This window comes from Polyangium jinanense (assembly GCF_028435265.1).
In the GTDB taxonomy this organism is placed as follows: Bacteria; Myxococcota_A; Polyangia; order Polyangiales; family Polyangiaceae; genus Polyangium; species Polyangium jinanense.
In genome coordinates this window covers 586,812-603,951 of record NZ_JAGTJK010000001.1, presented here as the reverse complement: position 1 = coordinate 603,951, position 17,140 = coordinate 586,812, and the positions used below count along the sequence as shown (strand labels likewise).

Here is a 17,140-nt window from a genome sequence, read left to right as displayed (position 1 = left end):
GACGTGTCCGAAACAACATTCAGCCCAAGGCCGACGACCACGCATGCACGGGCTCGCCGGTCGCCGCGCGCGCCTCGTAATGGGCGAGCATCCGCCGGAGCGCCTCCTCGTGCGAATGATGAGCCCGCAGAGCTTCCAGCGCCGCGCGTTGCCAGCGCGCTCCGGTTTGTCGGGAACGCACCCGCGCCGCGAAGACGTCGAGCCAACGGTCGGCCTCGCTTTCGAGGACACCCGCGCCCACGAGGCCACTTCGGGCGAGGGGCACGAGGCGCTCGCATAACGCCGCGATCGGGGTCGCGCGTGGGGAGGGAGCCTCGTCGCACGGAAAAGGCACGACGGCGTCGAGGCCATGCTGCGCGGCGCGATAAAAAGCGTGGCGCGCGAGCTCGAACGGATAAGCGGGCAAGAGGCGGTCGACCTCGGGGGCGAGGCCGAGCGTCGTGCCGAGAAGGAACGCGGCGCTCGCGAGCATGTCGACCACGGTGGGCCCCGCGGGCAAGGCGCGATATTCGATGCGGAAATGGCCGCCGCAGCCCGGATCGTACACGGCGCGATTCCAGCGCCAGACGGTGCCGTGATGCAACCGGAGCTCGGCGAGCGCGGGGATGCCGCCCGAGGCGAGGGTTTGTCGCGGGTCCTCGTTTCCGATCACGGGAAGAAGCGGGGCGTGGAGCCGGACGCTCTCGGCGAAAAGCTCGGCGGCTCCCTCGCGGACCCAGCCATATCCGAAGGAGACACGCGACGGCGGGTGAAAGGCCGCCGGCGCGTCGAGGCGATCGTCGACGGCCTGGCGAAAAAGCGCGATCCGCGTCTCGTCCCAGAGGCGATGGCCGATCAGGATGGGCGCGTTGCACGATGCGGCGAGGGCCGGGATCGTGGCGATCTGCGCTGCATTGTAGTATTTGGAAAAACACGCGGGCGGGACACGCAGGTGGACCTGAAACGAGGTGCCGGCGCCCTCCATGGCGACGTCGTCCGTGTCGAGGGCGAGCGGATCTTCGCCGTGAATGCGCACGTGAAAAGGCCCGCCGCGCAGGCGACGGATGCGCTTGCCGAGGGCGCGATACCGGGGGACGTCGGTCATCTCCGCGGCCGTGAGATCCTCGCGGCGCAGCGTGGGCAAAATGCCAATCGGCACGATACGTCCGCCCTGCTCCCGGGCGGCGCGCGAGATCTCCACGAGCGCGCCGGCGAGCTCGTCCGCGAGCGCCGTGAACGGACGGCCGGCGAGCGGACAGGGGCTTGCGTTGAATTCGAGGTTGAAGCGGTCGAGCTCGACGGTGAAGCGTGGATCGACCGTGCGGGCGAGAACCTCTCGGTTCGCGGGCAGCGGCAGGCCGGCCGGGTCGACCAGAAAGAGCTCGACCTCGGCGCCGACCGTGGCCGGCCCCTCGCCAAAGCCGGGACGTTTGGCGAGCGTGCCCAGGACATCGAGCTGCTCGGAAAGGCGCTCCGAGAAACGAGCGAACTCGTCCTCGGTGAAATCGTCGCGCGTGATGAGGAGGCCCATGCCCACCGAGCTTTGCGTTCATGCGCGGCAGGCGGGAGCGGGGGGAAGCGCGATTCGTCCCCCTCGGGACTAATCGATGAACTCGATGCCCGTCGCCTCGATGTTCACCTGGGCCAACTTGGCGCTGCCGCCCTGGCCGCAGCCATCGTCGGCGCCGCAGACGCCCTTGTCGCCGCCTTCGGGCGCGAGGACCTTGCCCTGAATGACGGCGCGGTGACCCGAGCTCTCGCGCGGAACGAAGAAGCTGTGGCCCGCCATCTTGATGTGCGCCTTGCCCGTGGTGTCGGCGATCTCCATCCAGCAGCCCATCGACTTGCAGACCGCCGAGACCACGCCCTCGGTGCGCACGGTCTGCTCGGCGAACTTCGCGGGCTCCTTCGTGAGATCCGTGAGCGCCGTCGTCTTCGTCTCCGTCACCGGCTGGCCGAACTTCTTCTGCGTGAGCGGCTTGATGCTCTCCGCCGTCGCGCCCTGCGGTTGCGCGGGCTCCTGCGTCGGCAGGGCCGCCGGCTTATGATCGGCCGGCTGCGTCGCCGTAGGCGCTTCGGACTTGCTGCAAGCCGCGAGAAGGAGGGTGAGACCTGCGAGCGAAACGAAAAGCCGAGACGTGTGCATGCGGGCGGAGTGTGCCGCAGATTTCGGGAGCGTGCCAGAAGGGATCGAACTCGCTCAAAGCCGCGGTCGGTCGACCGAGGTGCCCGAACTTTGCTACAAGGTGCACGCGATGCGAGCACGGGTGATGCGCCTCGATGAACGACGGCGAAAAGGCCGACGTACGCTCGCGTCCGCAGCGGCGTTCACGCTCGCGCTCGGCGGAGCGACAGGAACGGCGCGCGGCGCGAGTGCAACCGAGGAGCCCAGCGAGGCGGAGGCGGCGCCCCCGGCGCCCGAGCCGCCGCCACGACCGAAGGAGCTGCCTCCGCTCGAGATCGGATCGCCGCCGTTCACACGGCACCTCGACTTCGGCGGAGGCGTGGCGCTCGTGCATCGCATCGCGAGCGGCGACACGGGCGTGCGGTATCCGACGTCCGTGGGCCTGGGGCTCTGGGCGCGCGTCGACATCACGAGCTACCTGCGCGGGAGCCTGTACGCGGTGCGCGCAGAACGCGACTTCAACCTGCCTTCCGGCGCGCTCGGGCTCGTCGGTGATCCGGGCGAGGTCGAGTTCTACACGTACTCGTTCGGCCTGCGCCTCATGCCGACGTGGCGCATCACGCCGCGGGCGCGCGCGTGGGTGTCGGCGGGCGCGGGCTGGGGGCGGCTCGAGCTCGGGCGGTTCTCGGTCACGGCGCCGGGCGGAGGCGTGTTCCCCGTGCGCGAGCGAGCCGGGTCGTTCGTGGAGATCCCGCTCGGCCTCGGCGCTTCGTTCGACGTGGTGCCGCGGTGGCTCGCGATCGAGCTCGAGACCACGGGGGCGTTTTACCCCGAGGCGGCGCAACGAGGGCGGGCCTTCGACGTCGACGAAGGGCAAGCGATCGACGCTTCGGGGCGCCGCGTGACGGTGGGAGCTTTCCCCAGGTTTGCTGGGGGTTTCGTGACGACGCTCGGGCTTTCGCTCGTGCTTTGAGGGGGCAGAGGACGGGATGAGCGAGAGCCTTCGGGACGCTGCGCGCCCCCGGATCATCGCGGTGGCGGGCAACATGGGAGCTGGGAAATCGAGCCTCGTGAAATGGCTCGAGCAGCAGTTCCGAATGGTGCCGTTCTTCGAGCCCAACGAGGAGAACCCGTACCTGTCCGACTTCTACGGGGACATGTCGCGCTGGGCGATGAGCTCGCAGCTCTTCTTCCTCGTCCGGCGCTTCCACATCCACCGCGACGTCGTGCGCCGCGCGGCCGTGGATCACCGGCCGATCGTGCAAGATCGGACGCTCTACGAAGACGCCGAGATCTTCGCCGCGCACCTGCATCGGGCCGGCTACATCGACGACCGCGACTGGCAGATGTACGACGACCTCTATCGGACGCTGCGCGAGGAGATCCGGCCGCCGGACCTGATGATCTACCTCCGGTGTCCGCTGCCCACGCTCGTACGGCGGATCCGAAAGCGGGGCCGCGACTTCGAGCGAAAGGTGCCGAAGAGCTACCTCGCCGCGCTGGACAAGCTCTACGAGGAATGGCACGCACGCTACGATCTCTCGCCGAAGATGGTCATCGAGACGGATCGGCTCGACTACGTGGAGCGGCTCTTCGACAGGCTCGAGGTGATCCGCGCCATCGAGAAACACCTCGGCTGAAGATTTCGCCCGCCCGCTGCCCCATTGCGTGTCATTACGACACGGAACGCTGGCGTCAACCCATTGGCACACCGTGGCAAAGTGCCGCATGCGTGCTTTGGCGCTTGCGCAATGCCCTGTGATGGGCGACGTAATGGAATTCCTGGAGCTTGAGTGGGGTTCATTGGCACGACGATGGGAACGACGGCGGAACAAGGGGGCTCCGCGCGGCGGTCACGCGTCCTGCTCGTCGATGACGAGCCGTTCATCGTGACTTCGATCCGGCGGCTGCTCGGGAACGAGCACGAGGTGATCGCGGTGTCGAACGGGCTCGAAGCACTCGCGGCCGTGGAGGCGGGCGCGCGCTTCGACGTGGTGCTGTGCGATGTGCGGATGCCGGGGATGAACGGGTTCGAGCTTTACGAGCGGTTGCTCGAGACGGCGCCCGAGGTCGCGAAGCGGATCGTGTTCCTCACGGGCGTCGCGTTCACGAGCGAGGTGCGCGCCTTCTTCGCGCGCGTGGAGAACCTTCTCCTCGAAAAACCCTACGACCCGTCGGAGCTACGCGCGCTCGTGCGCAGGCTCGCGACCGGGAAGCGGGACGCTTCACAGAAGCTTTGAGCTCGAAGCAGCGCCGGTCCGGCGCGTTCAGGAAAGCGCCAGCATGCGGTCGATCGGCACGCGTGCGCGCTCGCGTAGCGAGACGGGCATCTCGATGCGGGGCTCGAGGTCGCGCAGCGCGAGGTAGACCTTCTCCATCGTGTTGAGGCGCATGAAGGGGCACTCGTTGCAGGCGCAGTTCTTCTCGGGCGGCCCCTCGATGAACGTCTTGTGCGGCGAGGCCTTGCGCATCTGGTGCACGATGCCGCTCTCGGTCGCGACGATGTAAGCCTCGGCGTCGTCGGTCTGCGTGTACTTGAGCAGCGCAGTGGTCGAGCCGATGAATGCGGCCATGCGCAGGAGCGGCTCCTCGCACTCGGGGTGCGCGATGAGCTTGGCCGTGGGGTGTTGCTCGCGGAGGGCGATGATCTTGCGCAGGCTGAAGGTCTCGTGCACGACGCAGCTCCCCTGCCAGAGGCGCATTTTCCGGCCGGTCTTCTGCTCGAGCCAGCGGCCGAGGTTCTTGTCGGGCGCGAAGAGGATCTCCTTGTCCTCGGGGATCGCGCGGACGATCTTCTCGGCGTTCGACGAGGTGCAGATGTAGTCGCTCTCGGCCTTCACCTCGGCCGTGCAGTTGATGTACGTGATCGAAACGGCGTCGGGGTACTTCGCGCGCCAGGCGCGGAACCTGTCGACCGGGCAGCCGTCGGCGAGCGAGCATCCGGCCTCGAGGTCGGGCACGACGACGATGCGATCGGGGTTCAGGATCTTCGCGGTCTCGGCCATGAAGTGCACGCCCGCGAAGAGGATGACGTCGGCCGTGGTCTTCTTCGCCTGCTGAGCGAGCTGGAGCGAGTCGCCGAGGAAGTCCGCGAGATCCTGGATGTCGCCCTCCTGGTAGTAGTGGGCGAGCAGCACGGCGTTGCGCTCCTTCTTGAGCCGCACGATCTCGGCCTCGAGATCGAGGCTCGGGTCGATCTTGCCTCGGACGGTTTCGCTCATCGTGGGCCTCAACGTAGAGGCTCCGCGGGCGCCGCGCCAGGGGGGTGCGACGCGTCGCGGGCGAGGCGTTCGAGGGCCTCACGGAGGAGCGCGGAGGGCTCGGCGCCGAGCGAAGCGACGTCGAGCTCGGGGCCGATCGTGACACGCACGTCGACGTCGTCGAAACCTGGGAGCGTGAGCTGAAGGAGCGGCACGAAGGCGTCGGTCAAACCCGCGCGGCCTGCAAGCGCAGAGGCGACGGCGCGCGCGCGGAGCGAGACGACACCCGAGACGATCACGGGCACGACGACGAGGTCGGGTCGCGCGCGGGAAGCAAGCGCAAGGAGCGCGTCGAGGCCGGGCTGGAAGGCGTGGAGCGCGCTCTCGCCGGGAGAAACGAGACGCGGGTCGGGCTCGATGCGGCCCGCGGGGAAATGCAGGAGCGCGCCGCCGCGGGTGAGGTGACGCGCGGCCGTGCGGAGCGTGAGGCCGGCGCGCGCGTCGGGCGGCGCGGAGAGGAGGTGCTTGCGCACGTGGGGCAAGGCGAAGAGCAGATCACGCGCGGCGGCGATGACGGCGAGGTCGTCGCGACCCACGGCCGAGAAGAGCGCGAGGGCATCGTAGAGGCCGGGGTGGTTCGACACGATGAGCAATGGGCCTCGCTCGGGCAAAGCTGCACGTCGCGCGGCGAGGTCGTGCAGGCCGCCGGAGGCGTCGAGGATGCGCGCGCGCACGCCGTATCGATCGAGCATCCCGAGCGAGGCGCGGCGGAGCGAGCCGAGGCGCGCGAGGTCGTGGTCGAACGCGACGAGGTTTTTCGCGAGCGCAAGCGCCGCGGGGTGCAGGACCCACGCGGCGGCTCGATGGGCGAGCGGGCCACGATCTTTCGCGAGATGCCCGGCCATCTCGGCGCGCGCGATGTGGAGGACCTCGGCGAGGTCGGCGGCGTGCGCGGTAGTCACGGCGCGTTTCTCCTTTCGAGCCCCGCTTCGCGCAGGTCGTATTCGAGATCCTCGATGCGGTCCTGACCCCAGTAGAGTTCGCCGCGGAACACGAACGTCGGCACGCCCCAGTGGCCGAGGGCTTCGAGCCGCGCGGTCGAGGCTTCCACACGCTTTCGATACAAAGCATTCGCCATCGCCAGGGCGCACGCGTCCCACCCGAGGCCTGCTTCCTCGCACAACGGGCGCAGCACGTCGTCGTGAATGACGCGCGCGCCCTCCGACCAGATGGCGCGCGTCGCGCGGAGCACGAAGGGCCCGACGCGTCCGACCTCGGCCGCGTGCTCGGCGATCGTGAGGCACCGCCAGACACCTTCCCCGAGCGGATCGAAGATGTTCCCGAAGGGCAAACCCAGCCGGCGCGCCTCGCGTGTCGCGTCGCGCATGATGTAGAGCTGCTTCGCGAGCGGGAGAGGTTGCCCGCGCATGGCCATCGGCCTTATGCCGCGCCAGACGAGCGTGATGTCGTACCGCTCGGGGAGCGCGAACGCGCGTGGCCCCGCGAGGTACGAGTACGGCGAGCGGAACGAGAAGAAGAGCTCGACCTCGCGATCCATCAGAAGCCGTCCTTCGCGAGGCGCTCGTCGATCTGCGTGATGCGCTCGTGCGCGAGGTACCACGCGCCCTCGACCCAGCACGCGGGCGACTCCCAGTGCCCTCGCTCCACGAGGCGCGCGTGGTTTTTCGCGAGCGCCCGATCGAGCGCCGCATCGTTGCGAAAGGTGCTCGACGGCGAGGCGCCCGTGATGCGCTGGAAGAGCGCGTGCATGTCGCTCGGCGCGGGCAGGCGCTCGCCAAACCAGACGGCATCGAGCGCGGCTTCGGCGAAGTCGGCTTGATGCGGACCCTTGCGGAGCGACTCGGTGAGGCGTGCGAGGTAGGCTATCGATGCGGCGGAGATCGGCTCGGACCGCTCGAGGACGCGGCCGGTTCGACGCGCGAGGCGCCGCGCATCGACGAGCGCGTACGGCGCGCGATGGGCCGCAGCGGGGTCGTTCTCGATGCCACGCGAGACCAGCGGGAAGAGCGAAACGTGCACGAAACGACGGCGGAGCACGTCGCGCAGCGGGCGAAAGGCCACGGCCGCGCAGGGGTCATCGAAGGCGAAATAAAGCTCCACGCGCGCCGGACGACCTAGCGCGTGTCGCAGGCGCACCCGGAGCGCGTGGCCGAGCGCGGCGTCTTCGGCCGCGACCACGGCCCGCATCACGAGCCCTCGTTTGATCCGTTCGAGCGGATTCATCCTGTGATGCCAGGATACTCTGCTTGCGACGAGCGGGCGCGCTCGACATCATGGGTGTCATGCGCGCCGTTTCACGTCGTTTCGCCCTGTACTTTGTGGCTTTCGGGATCGTGTTCACGCCGGGCTGTCGCGAGGCGACGAATCCGCCCCCGGTGGCCGAGGAGCCCACAGCCGCGTCCAATCCGCAGCGGACGGAAAAGGGTGTCGAGACGCGCGAGGGGGAGCTTCACGCGAGCAAGGGGTTCGGCGCGGTCGCCGACGTGCTGCTTCCGCACGACGTGCTCGAAGAGAAGCTAGGCCGCGATTGGCGGACGACGATGGTGGGGAAACGCGTGCGGGTGCGGGGCAAGCTCCGGATTCACAAGTGCGGGCCAGAGGAGCAATGCCTCATTCAAGGCGAGCTGCCCATTCTCACGCCGGATTCGATCGAAGTGCTCCCGTGAAGCGGAGCTCCATGACGAGCCGGGGATCGTTTTCGCCGAAGTAATGCGGGTCCTTCGTGATGATCTCGAAGCCGAGGTTCTGGTAGAGCGTCACGGCCCCATTGTCCGGATGCACCGTGAGCTTGGCCGAGGTGATGCCCCGGGCCTTCATGGCCGCGAGGACCTCCTGCATCAGCGCTTTGCCAATACCGCGCCCTCGTGACGCGCCTCGAACGGCGAGCGAAAGGACCCACATCACGCCAGGCTCGTGGCACGGGGCTCCGATGACGTAGCCGTCGAGCGCGCCGTTTTCGCCGTCGGCCACGAAAAAGGTATCGCCCCAGAGGTCGAGGGCCTGCCGGAAGAAAAAGTCCGGATAGACGTGCGTGCCGAAGACGTCGCGCTCGACGGCGAAGACGGCTTTGATGTCGGAGGTGCGGGGAGAACGAATCACCGGGGAACCTTCGAGTTTATCGCGCATCGTGTCAAGAAGTGTGTTGCCCTTCAGAGTTCCTTGACCTACATTCCTGCCCCACATGCGCAACCTCCTTCTCAGCGACCTCAAGCTCGCGCTCGGCGATCTGCTGAACGAGCGCAACCCCAAGCTGCTTCTCTCGAACAGCGGCAAGCTCTACGCCCCACAGCTCGCGAAAAAGCTCGCCGAGATCGAAAAGCTCCCCGACGCCCTCACCGGCGGCAGGCCGCTCGCGCAAGACCTCGCCGAGACCGACGGAAATCACGACGGCCTCGGCGAGGCGATCTATTACCAGGCCGAGGCCATTCTCCGCCTCCCCCTCGCCCCCCCCGATCTCAAGGCGAAGGCCCACCGTATCCGTGAGGCATTCGTCCCCCGCCTCAACGTCCTTCGTGCGACCTATGCGACCGAGGCCGCCGCGGCCGACAAGAATCGCACAGCGCTCGATACCCTGAAGGACGACCTCGCCGCCATTCCCGTCCCCGCCCCGGAGGGCGCCACCCTCCTCGATTGGGCCACGGCGTTCGTCGACGCGGGCGACAGGCTCGGCAGGCTCCTCAGCGACCGCTCCCTCCTCGGAAGCGGCGCCATCCCCACCCAGGCCCTCGCGGTGCGCACCACGACGATCGGCATTCTGAACCGCTTCCGCGCCGCGCTCGCCGACGAGATGGCACACGACACGAGCCTGCCCCGCGACCTCGACACGCAGGTGTTCTCCTTCTTCGACGAGCTCCAGAGCACGCGCGAGCAGTCTGCGCGGACAGGGAAGAGCCCCAAGGACGAGGCGACGGACAAGGACGCGTCCAGCGGCGAGGGCTGACGCCGAGACGCGAGCAAGGACGAGACACGTCCCCAAGGCTCAGCCGCGAGCCTCCGACAAGGAGGCGACACGTCCCCAAGGCTCAGCCGCGAGCCTCCGGCAAGGAGGCGACACGCTGGAGCTGCCGGAGGAGGGCGCGAAGATTTTTTCGCGCGACCGATGATTTCTCCGCGGGCGGTGGGTCCATGGAGCAACAAGGAGGACAACCCCATGTCCCACAAGCTCTTCGTCAGCCTGCCCATCAAGAACCTCGATCGCACCGTGGCGTTCTGGAAGGCCCTCGGCTTCACGTTCAACCCGAAGTTCACGGGCGAGACGGCCGCCTGCATGCTCATCGGCGAGCACGCCTTCGCGATGCTGCTCGTCGAGACGTTCTTCAAGACGTTCACCAAAAAGGAGATCTGCGACACCGCGACGCACGTGGAGGGGGCCTTCGGGCTCTCGTGCGAGAGCCGCGCCGAGGTGGACGCGATGGTGGAGAAGGCGCTCGCCGGCGGCGGCAAGGAGGCGGGGCCGCCGGAGGACCACGGGTTCATGTACCAGCGGAGCTTCGAGGACCTCGACGGGCACCACTGGGAGGTGACGTGGATGGATCCAAAGGCCGCGCCGTAAGCCGCACGGATCTCGGACGACGCGATCTCGTCGTTCGGACGATCAACCGAGGACCTTCTTCAACGCCCCATAAGAAATGACGTCGCCGATACGCTCCACGAAGGCAATGTTCTCCGCGACGCCGCTCGCGAGCGAGCCACGAAGCACGATCGGCGTGAAGTCGTGATCCTGCGCGCCGCGATAGGTGGAGAGCACGCAATACTCGGCGCAATACCCGGTGAGGATGACGGTATCGACGCCGAGCTCGCGTAACGCGCCCGCGAGGGGCGTCTTGTTGAACGAATTGCCGTACGTCTTGTGAATGTGGAGATCCGACGGGAGGACCTTCACGCTCTCGGGCACGTCGAAGTGCGGAGCGCCCGGGACCCGCTTGTCCTCTTCGTCCACATCCTGCACGCAGACCACGGGCAGGTTTTTCGCGCGGAAGAGCGCGATCGCGGCATTGATGTACTCGATCGCGGCGTTCAGCGAGCGAGCCGTCTCGGGGCTTTCGTCGAAAAATTGCTTTTGTACGTCGATGACCAGAAGGGCAGGCTTCATCGGGTGCTCCTCGCCGCAGCCGCATGCGCGGCCGCTCACGGGGGTGCAACGGTAGCGCAGCGGGCCTTTGGCCGTCTACGGCACGATTTCCTCGGCGCGAGCAGCCATCTCCCTTGACGATGCTGGTCGACCAAGCCCAAGTAACGGTGCAGCGCCCCAAGGCGCCGCGCCCCGCCCCCGCATGGCCGACGAAAAGCCCAAGGACAAGCCGCCGACCTCCCGGCTCGGCCGGATCGCGAGGCTCGCGAGCCTCGCGCCGCGCTCGATCCCCTTCGCCCTCGAAGGCGCGAAACGCGCGCTCTCGAAGAGCCCTCGCACCGAGGACGAGGAGGCCGCCGCAAAAGAACGCATGGCCGCCGAGGTCAAGAAGACCGCCGAGGCCATGCTGAAGACGCTCGGCGAGATGAAAGGCCTGCCCCTGAAGCTCGGCCAGATGGCGAGCTACATCGACGGCCTCGCCCCGCCCGGCCACGAGGACAAATTCCAGGCCGCGCTGAAGAAGCTGCAAGACAAGGCGCCGCCGCTCTCGGCCGAGTCCGCGGCGCAGATGATAAAGACCGAGCTCGGCGCGCCGCCCGAGGAGGTCTTCGAGAAGTGGGAGCGCGAGCCGTTCGCCGCGGCGAGCATCGGTCAGGTGCACCGCGCCGTCACGAAGTCGGGCGCGCGCGTGGCCGTGAAGGTGCAATACCCCGGGATCGACAAGGCGATCGAGAACGACCTGAAGAGCATCGCGCTGCTCGAGACGATGATCGCCCCGCTCTCGCGCAAGTTCCACGCGAAGCAGGCGCTCGACGAGATCCGGACCGTGTTCATGTCCGAGCTCGACTACGGGCGCGAGGCCGAGATGGCGGACCTGTTCCGCCGCCTCAACGCGGACGTGCCGGACATCCTGATCCCCGAGGTGCATCACTCGCTCACGACGAGGCGCGTGATCACCACGAGTTTCGCCGACGGCGCGCCGTACGCCGACTTCTGCAAGGAAGGCAGCCAGGAGGCGCGCAACCGCGCCGGCGAGGCGATCTGGCGCTTCACGTTCCGGTCGATGCTCCGCTACGGCGCGCTCTACGCCGATCCGCACCCGGGCAACTACCGCTTCCTGCCAGACGGGCGGGTCTGGTTCCTGGATTTCGGCTGCGTGAAGATGCTGCCGCCCGAGCTCGTGAACGACATGAAGCGGTACATGCGCGCCGCGATCGACAACGACTGGGTCGAGTTCGATCGCGCGTGCATCGAGGTGCTCGGCTACGACCCGAACGACGAGACCTGGGATCTCTATCGGAGCTACACGATGGAGCTCATGATGCCGCTCACGACGAAGGGCACCTGGGTCTGCTCGCGCGAGAAATCACGCGAGACGGTGCAGTACCTCGCGCGCGGCATCAAGAGCCTGGCCTTCAAGGAAGGCGAGGCGATCCCGAACATCCCGCACGTGCCGAAGATGCCGCAGGACTTCACGTTCGTGAACCGCCTGCAATGGGGCCTCGCCTCGGTGATGGCCGGGCTCGGCACGGAGGCGTCGTTCCGCAACATCAGCGAGGGCTGGATCCGCGACGGGGTGCACCCCATTCCTGCCTAGCCCACCTCATCGAGGGACGAACCATGACCGTACGGCTCACGCAGGTCGCCAAGCGCGCCGGCTGCGCAGCGAAACATCCGCCCGGCTACCTGTTCCCGCTCCTGCGAGGGCTGCCGCCGATCCGCGATCCGAACGTGATGATCGGGACGAGCACTGCGGACGACGCGGCCGTCTACCGGCTCTCGGCGGACACGGCGCTCGTGCTGACGACAGACTTCTTCACGCCCGTCGTGGACGATCCGTACGACTTCGGCGCGGTCGCCGCGACGAACGCACTGAGCGACGTGTACGCGATGGGCGGGAGGCCGCTGACGGCGCTGAACCTCGTGGGCTTTCCCGACGACACGCTCGACGCCTCGATCCTCGCGGAGATCCTGCGTGGCGGAGCCGAGAAGGCACGCGAGGCGGGGATCGATCTCGTCGGTGGTCACACGATCAAGACGGACGAGCCGATCTACGGCCTCGCCGTGACGGGCGTGGTGCATCCGGATCGCGTGGTGTCGAACGCGGGAGGTCGTCCGGGTGATCTGCTCGTGCTGACGAAGCCGCTCGGGATCGGGATCCTGACGACGGCGGCGAAGCAGAACAAGGACGCGCTCGGCGCGATCGGGAAGGCGATCCGGCTCATGTCGACGCTGAACCGCGCGGCTTGCGAGGCGATGACGGCCGCATCCGTGCACGCGGCGACGGACGTGACGGGCTTCGGGCTACTCGGGCATCTGCGGAACGTGGTGGCCGCAAGCGGCTGCGGTGCGACGGTGTGGCTCGACGCGGTGCCCGTCGTGGAGGAGGCGTGGACCTACGTGCGCGAAGGCATCGCGCCCGGCGGGACACACGCAAACTGGCGCTTCCTCAAGGACCACGTGACGTACGAGGACGGGATCGACAAACCCGCCGAGCTCGTGCTCTCCGACGCGCAGACCTCGGGCGGGCTGCTCATCGCGGTGGAGCCTTCGCGCGTCGATCAGCTCGTCGCCGAGCTCGAAGCGCGCGGCACGCCGGCAGGGGCGATCGTGGGCAGGCTCGACGAGGGGCCGGCCGGGAAGATCCGCGTCACGGCGCGAGCGACAGGATGAACCCGTCCGCGTCGCCGGTGCCCGGGAGCGCCTGAGAGCCGCTCGGCGAGAGCTCGGTCTCGTACCAGCCGGACACGACGGCGCTGCCGTCCGAAAGGGCGGCGATCGAGGCGGGGACCTGCTGTTGCGGTCCGCTCAAGCTCATGGCCCAGACGACCTTTCCCGTCGGATCGAGCTTCGAGGCGAACCCGTCCCAGGCCGAGTCCACGACGTCGACGTTCACGAACGCGTTTTCCCCGAAGAACTCGAGCGCGCCCGCGTAGAGGCCCGTCACGAGGACGTTGCCGTCGCCGTCGATCGCAACGCCGCGTCCGCTTTGCGTGGCAGCGCCTCCGAAGCGGCGGCTCCAGCGATGTTTGCCCGCGGGATCGTAGAGGGCGACGAACATGTCCGCGCCGCCACCGCTCTCGAGATCAACGCCGCCGAAGCTCACCGTGCCCGACATGTCCCCGGTCATCACGACCTCGCCGGCCCTGCCGGCCGCGACGCTGTAGCCCCGTTGCCGGGTGCCCATCACGCCGTACGACTCGCCCCACACTCCCTTGCCCTCCGCGTCGATGACGACGAGGAACGCGTCCCCCGCCCCCTTCGGCGCGAGCGCGAGCGGCGGAAACGCGAGGAGCCCCTCGGAGCCGCCGGTCACCGCGACCTTGCCCTCCCCCACGTGCGTGACGGCGATCGTCGGGTTGCGGTAGTCGAGGTCCGCGGCGCGGCCCGGGCGGAGGGCCCAGACGTTGGTGCCCGCAGGATCGAACTTGGCGACGAAGAGATCCTGGTCGGACAGGGGCGTGACGGGGCCGAGGCCAAAATCGATGGCGCCCTTGGCGTAGCCGACGACGATGATGTTGCCCTCGTCGTCGACGGCGACGTCCGTCGCGATCTGGATGTCCCCGTCGCCGAACTGTTTGACCCAGAGCGGCGTGCCCTGCGGATCGAGCTTCGCGAGGAACACGTCGACGCCGGCCGCGTTGAGCTGTGTGCCCGCGAGATCGAGGTTGCCCTGGAAGGCGCCGGCAACGACGACGTTGCCCGCGACGTCGATCGCGGCTGACACGCTCGCCTGCTCGCCGGTGCCTCCAACACGCGCGCCCCAGAGCGGGACGCTGCTGCCATCCGCGGGGTAGCGAAGGACGAGCACGTCGGTCCCGCCCGAGGTCATGAGCGGCGTCATGGGTAGACCCGGGACGTCGAGCGCCACGTTGAACTCGACGGTCACGGCGAGCGTGTTGCTCTGCGGATCGAACGAAACGTCGCGGGCGCGTTGCGCGGTGGCGGCCGCGTCGCCGAAGGTCTGGGCCCACGCGACGTCGGTCCCGACGACGGTCGAAGGCCCGCCCGGCCCCGTCGTGGGCCCCGTGTTGCCGCCGCCGTCGCCGGGAACGGCGTCCGGCGCCGCGCAGCCGAACGAGGCGATCATCATCGCGAGGGCGATCCCGAGCCGAGCAAGGTTCGTGCGCTTCATCAGAAACGACCTCCGATCCCCGCGCCCGCGCCGTCCGGGCCGACCCACGGCCACGTCGTGAGCTTCGCCGTACGCGGCACGCCCGTCTTCGGCGCCGTGACGAACCCAACGACGGCCGCCGAGAGCGCGGCCACGCCGCCCATGCCGAGCCCGATGAAGAGGGCGTTGTCGCGGTTCTTGCGGCTGTTGTCGTCCGCGGGGTCGTACGCGGCCTGCGAGGGACAATGCTTCGTGACGTCGCCGCCGCAGATGCCGGACTGCTTGCCCTCGACGTACGCCTGATCGATCCGGAACGCTGCAGCGCCCGCGAGCAGCACGACGCCCGCGCCCCCGGCTGCCCACGCCCAGATCGGAATGCGCCGGCCACCCGCGGCCTCCGCGTCGGTGCGCAGCGCGATCGCGACGTCGACGACCTTGCCCTCGGCAACCTCCACGGTCTGCGTGAACGGCTCGTAGCCGGGCGCGTCGGCGCTGATCGATTGCGGGCCGGGATCCACGGGGAGGATCGTGCCGAGCATCGCGACGGGCACGTCCTTGCCGTTGTGCGTGATGCGTAGCCCCGGAGGCGCGCTGCCGCTCACGGCGATCTTGATGCGCGGCAGGCGCGGCTCGATCTTCGCGAGCCCCTTGCGCGCCACGTCCTCGAGCGCGCGCTTGCGCTCCTGCCCTTGCGTTTCGCGGTTGAGCACGAGCGCGCGCTGGTAGGCCGACCAGGCGAGCGCGAGCTTTCCTTCGTGCTCGTAACATCGCGCCATGTTGAGCAGCGTGCTCGCGGCGGGGTAGAGGATCATGCTCGCCTCGAACTTGGCGCAGCCCTCCTTCCAGTTGCCGCGATCGAGCAGATCCCGGCCCGCCTGAAAAAGCGCGGCGGCCGCGGGATCGGGGACCGACGCGTTCTGCGCCTGCGCAGTCCTCACCGGCGCGAGGACGAGCGGCGCGACGAGACACGCGGCGAGCACGGATCCGATGCGCGCACGAAACGCGCCCGCTGAGCGGGATTTCCGCGGGGAGCGAGCGACGTCTGGGCACGAAGGCGCGAGGGGTCCGCGTGGCTCAGAGCTCACGGAGCGGATCATACCCGGTTTGCTGCTTCGTCGTGCCTGCCTTGGGCGTGGGGTTCGTCTTCGTGGTCGGCGTCGGGCTCACCGATTTGCCCGTGGTCGCGGCGGCGGGCGTGATGGCGCTCGCCGACGAGGGCGCAGGCGACGCAGTCGTCGCCGCGGGAGGCGCCTCCACCGTCGCGGCACTCGAAGGTGCGCGGGCCTCGGGCGTCGCCGCAGCGACGGTGGGCGCGACGGTCGCAGCGACGCCGCCCGCGGCCGTCGCGGTCACCGGTGCAGAGAGGCGCAGGACGATCGCCGCGACGCCGATACCCACGACGAACGCGACGAGCAGCACGGCCCCGATCGCCTTGCGGTTCGACTTCTTCGCGGGCGGCGCATCCGGGCTCGCCATCGCCGCTCTGGAGTACGGCCCGTACGGCGCCGCGCCCGGCGGACGGAGCGCAGGCGCGGGCGGGAGCGGTGGCACCGGCGCGGGCATGACGGGGCTCGACGAAGGCGCGCCCGGCACGGGCGGACGATAGAGCCCACCCGCGAGCTTGCGGGTCCCCGTCGCCGTGAGATCCCAGTCGCCGGTCGACGTCATCGGCCGCGCGTCGAGCGGAACGCCGAGCACTTGCGCGAGGGCGAGGACGAGGTCGGAAGCCTTCGCGAACCGCCCATCTGGCTTGGGCCACGTCGCGCGGACGAACCATGCATCGAAGGCCTGCGGCAGCTCGACGCCGTAGCGACGCGCGCGCACCGAGGCCGGCTCCTTCGCGCCCTCCACGATGTGCAGAAGCAGCGTGTAGAGCGACTCGAGCTTGCGGCTGTCTTCGAGCCAGTACGGCTCGCCGACGAGCAGCGCGTAGGCGATGTGGGCGAGCGCGTAGAGGTCGGCGCGATGATCGATCGTGCCCTCGCCGAGGATCTGCTCGGGCGACATGTACGGCGGCGTGCCGAGGTTGATCGTCTGCTGCTTGATGCCGCCGTGCTGGCCGGAGGCGAGCACCTTGGCGATGCCGAAATCGAGCAGCTTGATGCGGGGCGTGCCGTCGTCGCGGTACGTGATGAAGATGTTCTCGGGCTTGAGATCGCGATGCACGATGCCCGCCGCGTGCGTCTTGTCGAGCGCGCGCGCGGCCTGCGAGAGCACGAGGACGATCTCGGGCGGCGAGAGTTTTCCCCGGTCGCCGAGCACGTTCGCGAGGTCGTCGCCGCGCAGGAGCTCCATCACGAGGAAGGGCGCGCCGGTCGCTTGATCGACGTCGGCGTCGAACGTCTCGACGATGTGCTCGCTGACGATGTCGGCAGTGACCGTGGCTTCGAGCTTGAAGCGCTCGCGCATCTCGGGGCTGCCGACGAGGCCGGGCAGCATCACCTTGAGGGCGCGGCGGCGGAGCGTCTTCTGGTCGATGACCTCGTAGACCGCGCCCATGGCGCCGGTGCTGACGCAACGCACGACCTCGTAATGGCCGTGGAAGATCTTGCCGGGGGCGAGCAGCCCCGCATCCGGTTCCGCCAAGGGATCTTCCTTCTAAGCGCGCGGTGTTCCGCTTTCAATAGCCG

Annotated in this window: 19 protein-coding genes; 8 read left to right on the top strand and 11 right to left on the bottom strand. The window is 68.7% G+C overall.

Translation table 11 applies throughout. From position 1 onward, the window contains the following. Nucleotides 1-19: 19 nt before the first annotated feature. Nucleotides 20-1,510 carry a glutamate-cysteine ligase family protein gene (locus KEG38_RS02540; RefSeq protein ID WP_272417352.1) on the bottom strand — a complete coding sequence of 497 codons (1,491 nt, stop codon included), beginning with the start codon at nt 1,508-1,510 and terminating at the stop codon, nt 20-22. Between the two features lie 69 nt (nt 1,511-1,579). Next, complete coding sequence (locus tag KEG38_RS02535; protein WP_272417351.1) at nt 1,580-2,125, bottom strand: DUF4920 domain-containing protein; 546 nt, start codon at nt 2,123-2,125, stop codon at nt 1,580-1,582. 109 nt (nt 2,126-2,234) lie between these two features. On the opposite strand from KEG38_RS02535, the gene KEG38_RS02530 reads away from it, so the two are divergent. From KEG38_RS02530 to KEG38_RS02520, 3 genes are all read left to right on the top strand, one after another. Next, complete coding sequence (locus KEG38_RS02530) at nt 2,235-3,077, top strand: hypothetical protein (protein WP_272417350.1); 843 nt, start codon at nt 2,235-2,237, stop codon at nt 3,075-3,077. A gap of 16 nt (nt 3,078-3,093) precedes the next feature. Further along, nucleotides 3,094-3,744 (top strand): deoxynucleoside kinase, encoded by a 651-nt coding sequence (locus KEG38_RS02525; protein WP_272417349.1) that lies wholly within the window; start codon nt 3,094-3,096, stop codon nt 3,742-3,744. Between the two features lie 174 nt (nt 3,745-3,918). Continuing rightward, entirely contained in the window at nt 3,919-4,344 is a 426-nt protein-coding gene (locus tag KEG38_RS02520) for a response regulator (protein ID WP_272417348.1), read from the top strand. A 27-nt stretch (nt 4,345-4,371) separates the two neighbouring features. Here KEG38_RS02520 and nadA read toward each other — a convergent pair whose 3' ends face one another. Genes nadA through KEG38_RS02500 form a run of 4 tightly spaced genes read right to left on the bottom strand, consistent with a single transcriptional unit; the run spans nt 4,372 to nt 7,548 of the window. Next, nucleotides 4,372-5,325: a quinolinate synthase NadA gene (nadA, locus tag KEG38_RS02515; protein ID WP_272417347.1), complete on the bottom strand. Its 954-nt coding sequence runs from the start codon at nt 5,323-5,325 to the stop codon at nt 4,372-4,374. Nucleotides 5,326-5,333: 8 nt separating this feature from the next. Then, on the bottom strand, nt 5,334-6,266 hold the full coding sequence (locus KEG38_RS02510; RefSeq protein WP_272417346.1) for a 1-acyl-sn-glycerol-3-phosphate acyltransferase: 933 nt from the start codon (nt 6,264-6,266) through the stop codon (nt 5,334-5,336). Next, nucleotides 6,263-6,862, bottom strand: a complete 600-nt coding sequence (locus tag KEG38_RS02505; protein WP_272417345.1) for a 2-hydroxychromene-2-carboxylate isomerase — start codon at nt 6,860-6,862, stop codon at nt 6,263-6,265. The genes KEG38_RS02510 and KEG38_RS02505 overlap by 4 nt, the downstream gene beginning before the upstream one ends. Next, entirely contained in the window at nt 6,862-7,548 is a 687-nt protein-coding gene (locus tag KEG38_RS02500; RefSeq protein ID WP_272417344.1) for a thioredoxin domain-containing protein, read from the bottom strand. Before KEG38_RS02500 ends, KEG38_RS02505 begins: the two co-directional genes overlap by 1 nt. Nucleotides 7,549-7,643: 95 nt before the next feature. Here KEG38_RS02500 and KEG38_RS02495 point away from each other — a divergent pair, with 95 nt between their 5' ends. Next, nucleotides 7,644-7,991 carry a hypothetical protein gene (locus KEG38_RS02495; protein ID WP_272417343.1) on the top strand — a complete coding sequence of 116 codons (348 nt, stop codon included), beginning with the start codon at nt 7,644-7,646 and terminating at the stop codon, nt 7,989-7,991. Here KEG38_RS02495 and KEG38_RS02490 read toward each other — a convergent pair. After that, nucleotides 7,960-8,424 carry a GNAT family N-acetyltransferase gene (locus KEG38_RS02490; protein ID WP_272417342.1) on the bottom strand — a complete coding sequence of 155 codons (465 nt, stop codon included), beginning with the start codon at nt 8,422-8,424 and terminating at the stop codon, nt 7,960-7,962. The genes KEG38_RS02495 and KEG38_RS02490 overlap by 32 nt on opposite strands. 82 nt (nt 8,425-8,506) lie before the next feature. On the opposite strand from KEG38_RS02490, the gene KEG38_RS02485 reads away from it, so the two are divergent. Together KEG38_RS02485 and KEG38_RS02480 are read left to right on the top strand one after the other, a co-directional pair. Further along, entirely contained in the window at nt 8,507-9,265 is a 759-nt protein-coding gene (locus KEG38_RS02485) for a hypothetical protein (RefSeq protein ID WP_272417341.1), read from the top strand. Nucleotides 9,266-9,475: 210 nt separating this feature from the next. Beyond that, nucleotides 9,476-9,877 (top strand): VOC family protein, encoded by a 402-nt coding sequence (locus KEG38_RS02480; RefSeq protein ID WP_272417340.1) that lies wholly within the window; start codon nt 9,476-9,478, stop codon nt 9,875-9,877. A gap of 42 nt (nt 9,878-9,919) precedes the next feature. Here the strand turns inward: KEG38_RS02480 and KEG38_RS02475 are convergent, their stop codons facing one another. After that, the gene (locus tag KEG38_RS02475) at nt 9,920-10,417 is read right to left on the bottom strand and encodes a cysteine hydrolase family protein (RefSeq protein ID WP_272417339.1); all 498 of its coding nucleotides are present in this window, start codon (nt 10,415-10,417) and stop codon (nt 9,920-9,922) included. A 181-nt stretch (nt 10,418-10,598) separates the two neighbouring features. On the opposite strand from KEG38_RS02475, the gene KEG38_RS02470 reads away from it, so the two are divergent. Further along, nucleotides 10,599-11,993, top strand: a complete 1,395-nt coding sequence (locus KEG38_RS02470) for an ABC1 kinase family protein (RefSeq protein WP_272417338.1) — start codon at nt 10,599-10,601, stop codon at nt 11,991-11,993. Nucleotides 11,994-12,016: 23 nt separating this feature from the next. Next, nucleotides 12,017-13,069, top strand: coding sequence for a selenide, water dikinase SelD (selD, locus tag KEG38_RS02465; protein WP_272417337.1), 1,053 nt, complete (start codon nt 12,017-12,019; stop codon nt 13,067-13,069). On the opposite strand, the gene KEG38_RS02460 is transcribed toward selD, so the two are convergent. From KEG38_RS02460 to KEG38_RS02450, 3 genes are all read right to left on the bottom strand, one after another. Further along, nucleotides 13,047-14,531, bottom strand: a complete 1,485-nt coding sequence (locus tag KEG38_RS02460) for an SBBP repeat-containing protein (protein ID WP_272417336.1) — start codon at nt 14,529-14,531, stop codon at nt 13,047-13,049. The two genes, selD and KEG38_RS02460, sit on opposite strands and share 23 nt — an antisense overlap. Then, a complete protein-coding gene (locus KEG38_RS02455; RefSeq protein WP_272417335.1) occupies nt 14,531-15,490 on the bottom strand; it encodes a PEGA domain-containing protein in 960 nt (319 codons plus the stop codon). The genes KEG38_RS02460 and KEG38_RS02455 overlap by 1 nt, the downstream gene beginning before the upstream one ends. 94 nt (nt 15,491-15,584) lie before the next feature. Then, nucleotides 15,585-17,096 carry a serine/threonine protein kinase gene (locus KEG38_RS02450; RefSeq protein ID WP_272417334.1) on the bottom strand — a complete coding sequence of 504 codons (1,512 nt, stop codon included), beginning with the start codon at nt 17,094-17,096 and terminating at the stop codon, nt 15,585-15,587. Between the last annotated feature and the right edge of the window lie 44 nt (nt 17,097-17,140).

Bases quoted from the DNA above. Each gene is read 5' to 3' on its own strand.
- KEG38_RS02540 (WP_272417352.1), bottom strand. From the start codon at position 1,510: ATGGGCCTCCTCATCACGCGCGACGATTTCACCGAGGACGAGTTCGCT.
- KEG38_RS02525 (WP_272417349.1), top strand. From the start codon at position 3,094: ATGAGCGAGAGCCTTCGGGACGCTGCGCGCCCCCGGATCATCGCGGTG.
- KEG38_RS02530 (WP_272417350.1), top strand. From the start codon at position 2,235: ATGCGAGCACGGGTGATGCGCCTCGATGAACGACGGCGAAAAGGCCGA.
- selD (WP_272417337.1), top strand. From the start codon at position 12,017: ATGACCGTACGGCTCACGCAGGTCGCCAAGCGCGCCGGCTGCGCAGCG.
- KEG38_RS02475 (WP_272417339.1), bottom strand. From the start codon at position 10,417: ATGAAGCCTGCCCTTCTGGTCATCGACGTACAAAAGCAATTTTTCGAC.
- nadA (WP_272417347.1), bottom strand. From the start codon at position 5,325: ATGAGCGAAACCGTCCGAGGCAAGATCGACCCGAGCCTCGATCTCGAG.
- KEG38_RS02485 (WP_272417341.1), top strand. From the start codon at position 8,507: ATGCGCAACCTCCTTCTCAGCGACCTCAAGCTCGCGCTCGGCGATCTG.
- KEG38_RS02470 (WP_272417338.1), top strand. From the start codon at position 10,599: ATGGCCGACGAAAAGCCCAAGGACAAGCCGCCGACCTCCCGGCTCGGC.
- KEG38_RS02535 (WP_272417351.1), bottom strand. From the start codon at position 2,125: ATGCACACGTCTCGGCTTTTCGTTTCGCTCGCAGGTCTCACCCTCCTT.
- KEG38_RS02505 (WP_272417345.1), bottom strand. From the start codon at position 6,862: ATGGATCGCGAGGTCGAGCTCTTCTTCTCGTTCCGCTCGCCGTACTCG.
- KEG38_RS02480 (WP_272417340.1), top strand. From the start codon at position 9,476: ATGTCCCACAAGCTCTTCGTCAGCCTGCCCATCAAGAACCTCGATCGC.
- KEG38_RS02520 (WP_272417348.1), top strand. From the start codon at position 3,919: ATGGGAACGACGGCGGAACAAGGGGGCTCCGCGCGGCGGTCACGCGTC.
- KEG38_RS02460 (WP_272417336.1), bottom strand. From the start codon at position 14,531: ATGAAGCGCACGAACCTTGCTCGGCTCGGGATCGCCCTCGCGATGATG.
- KEG38_RS02500 (WP_272417344.1), bottom strand. From the start codon at position 7,548: ATGAATCCGCTCGAACGGATCAAACGAGGGCTCGTGATGCGGGCCGTG.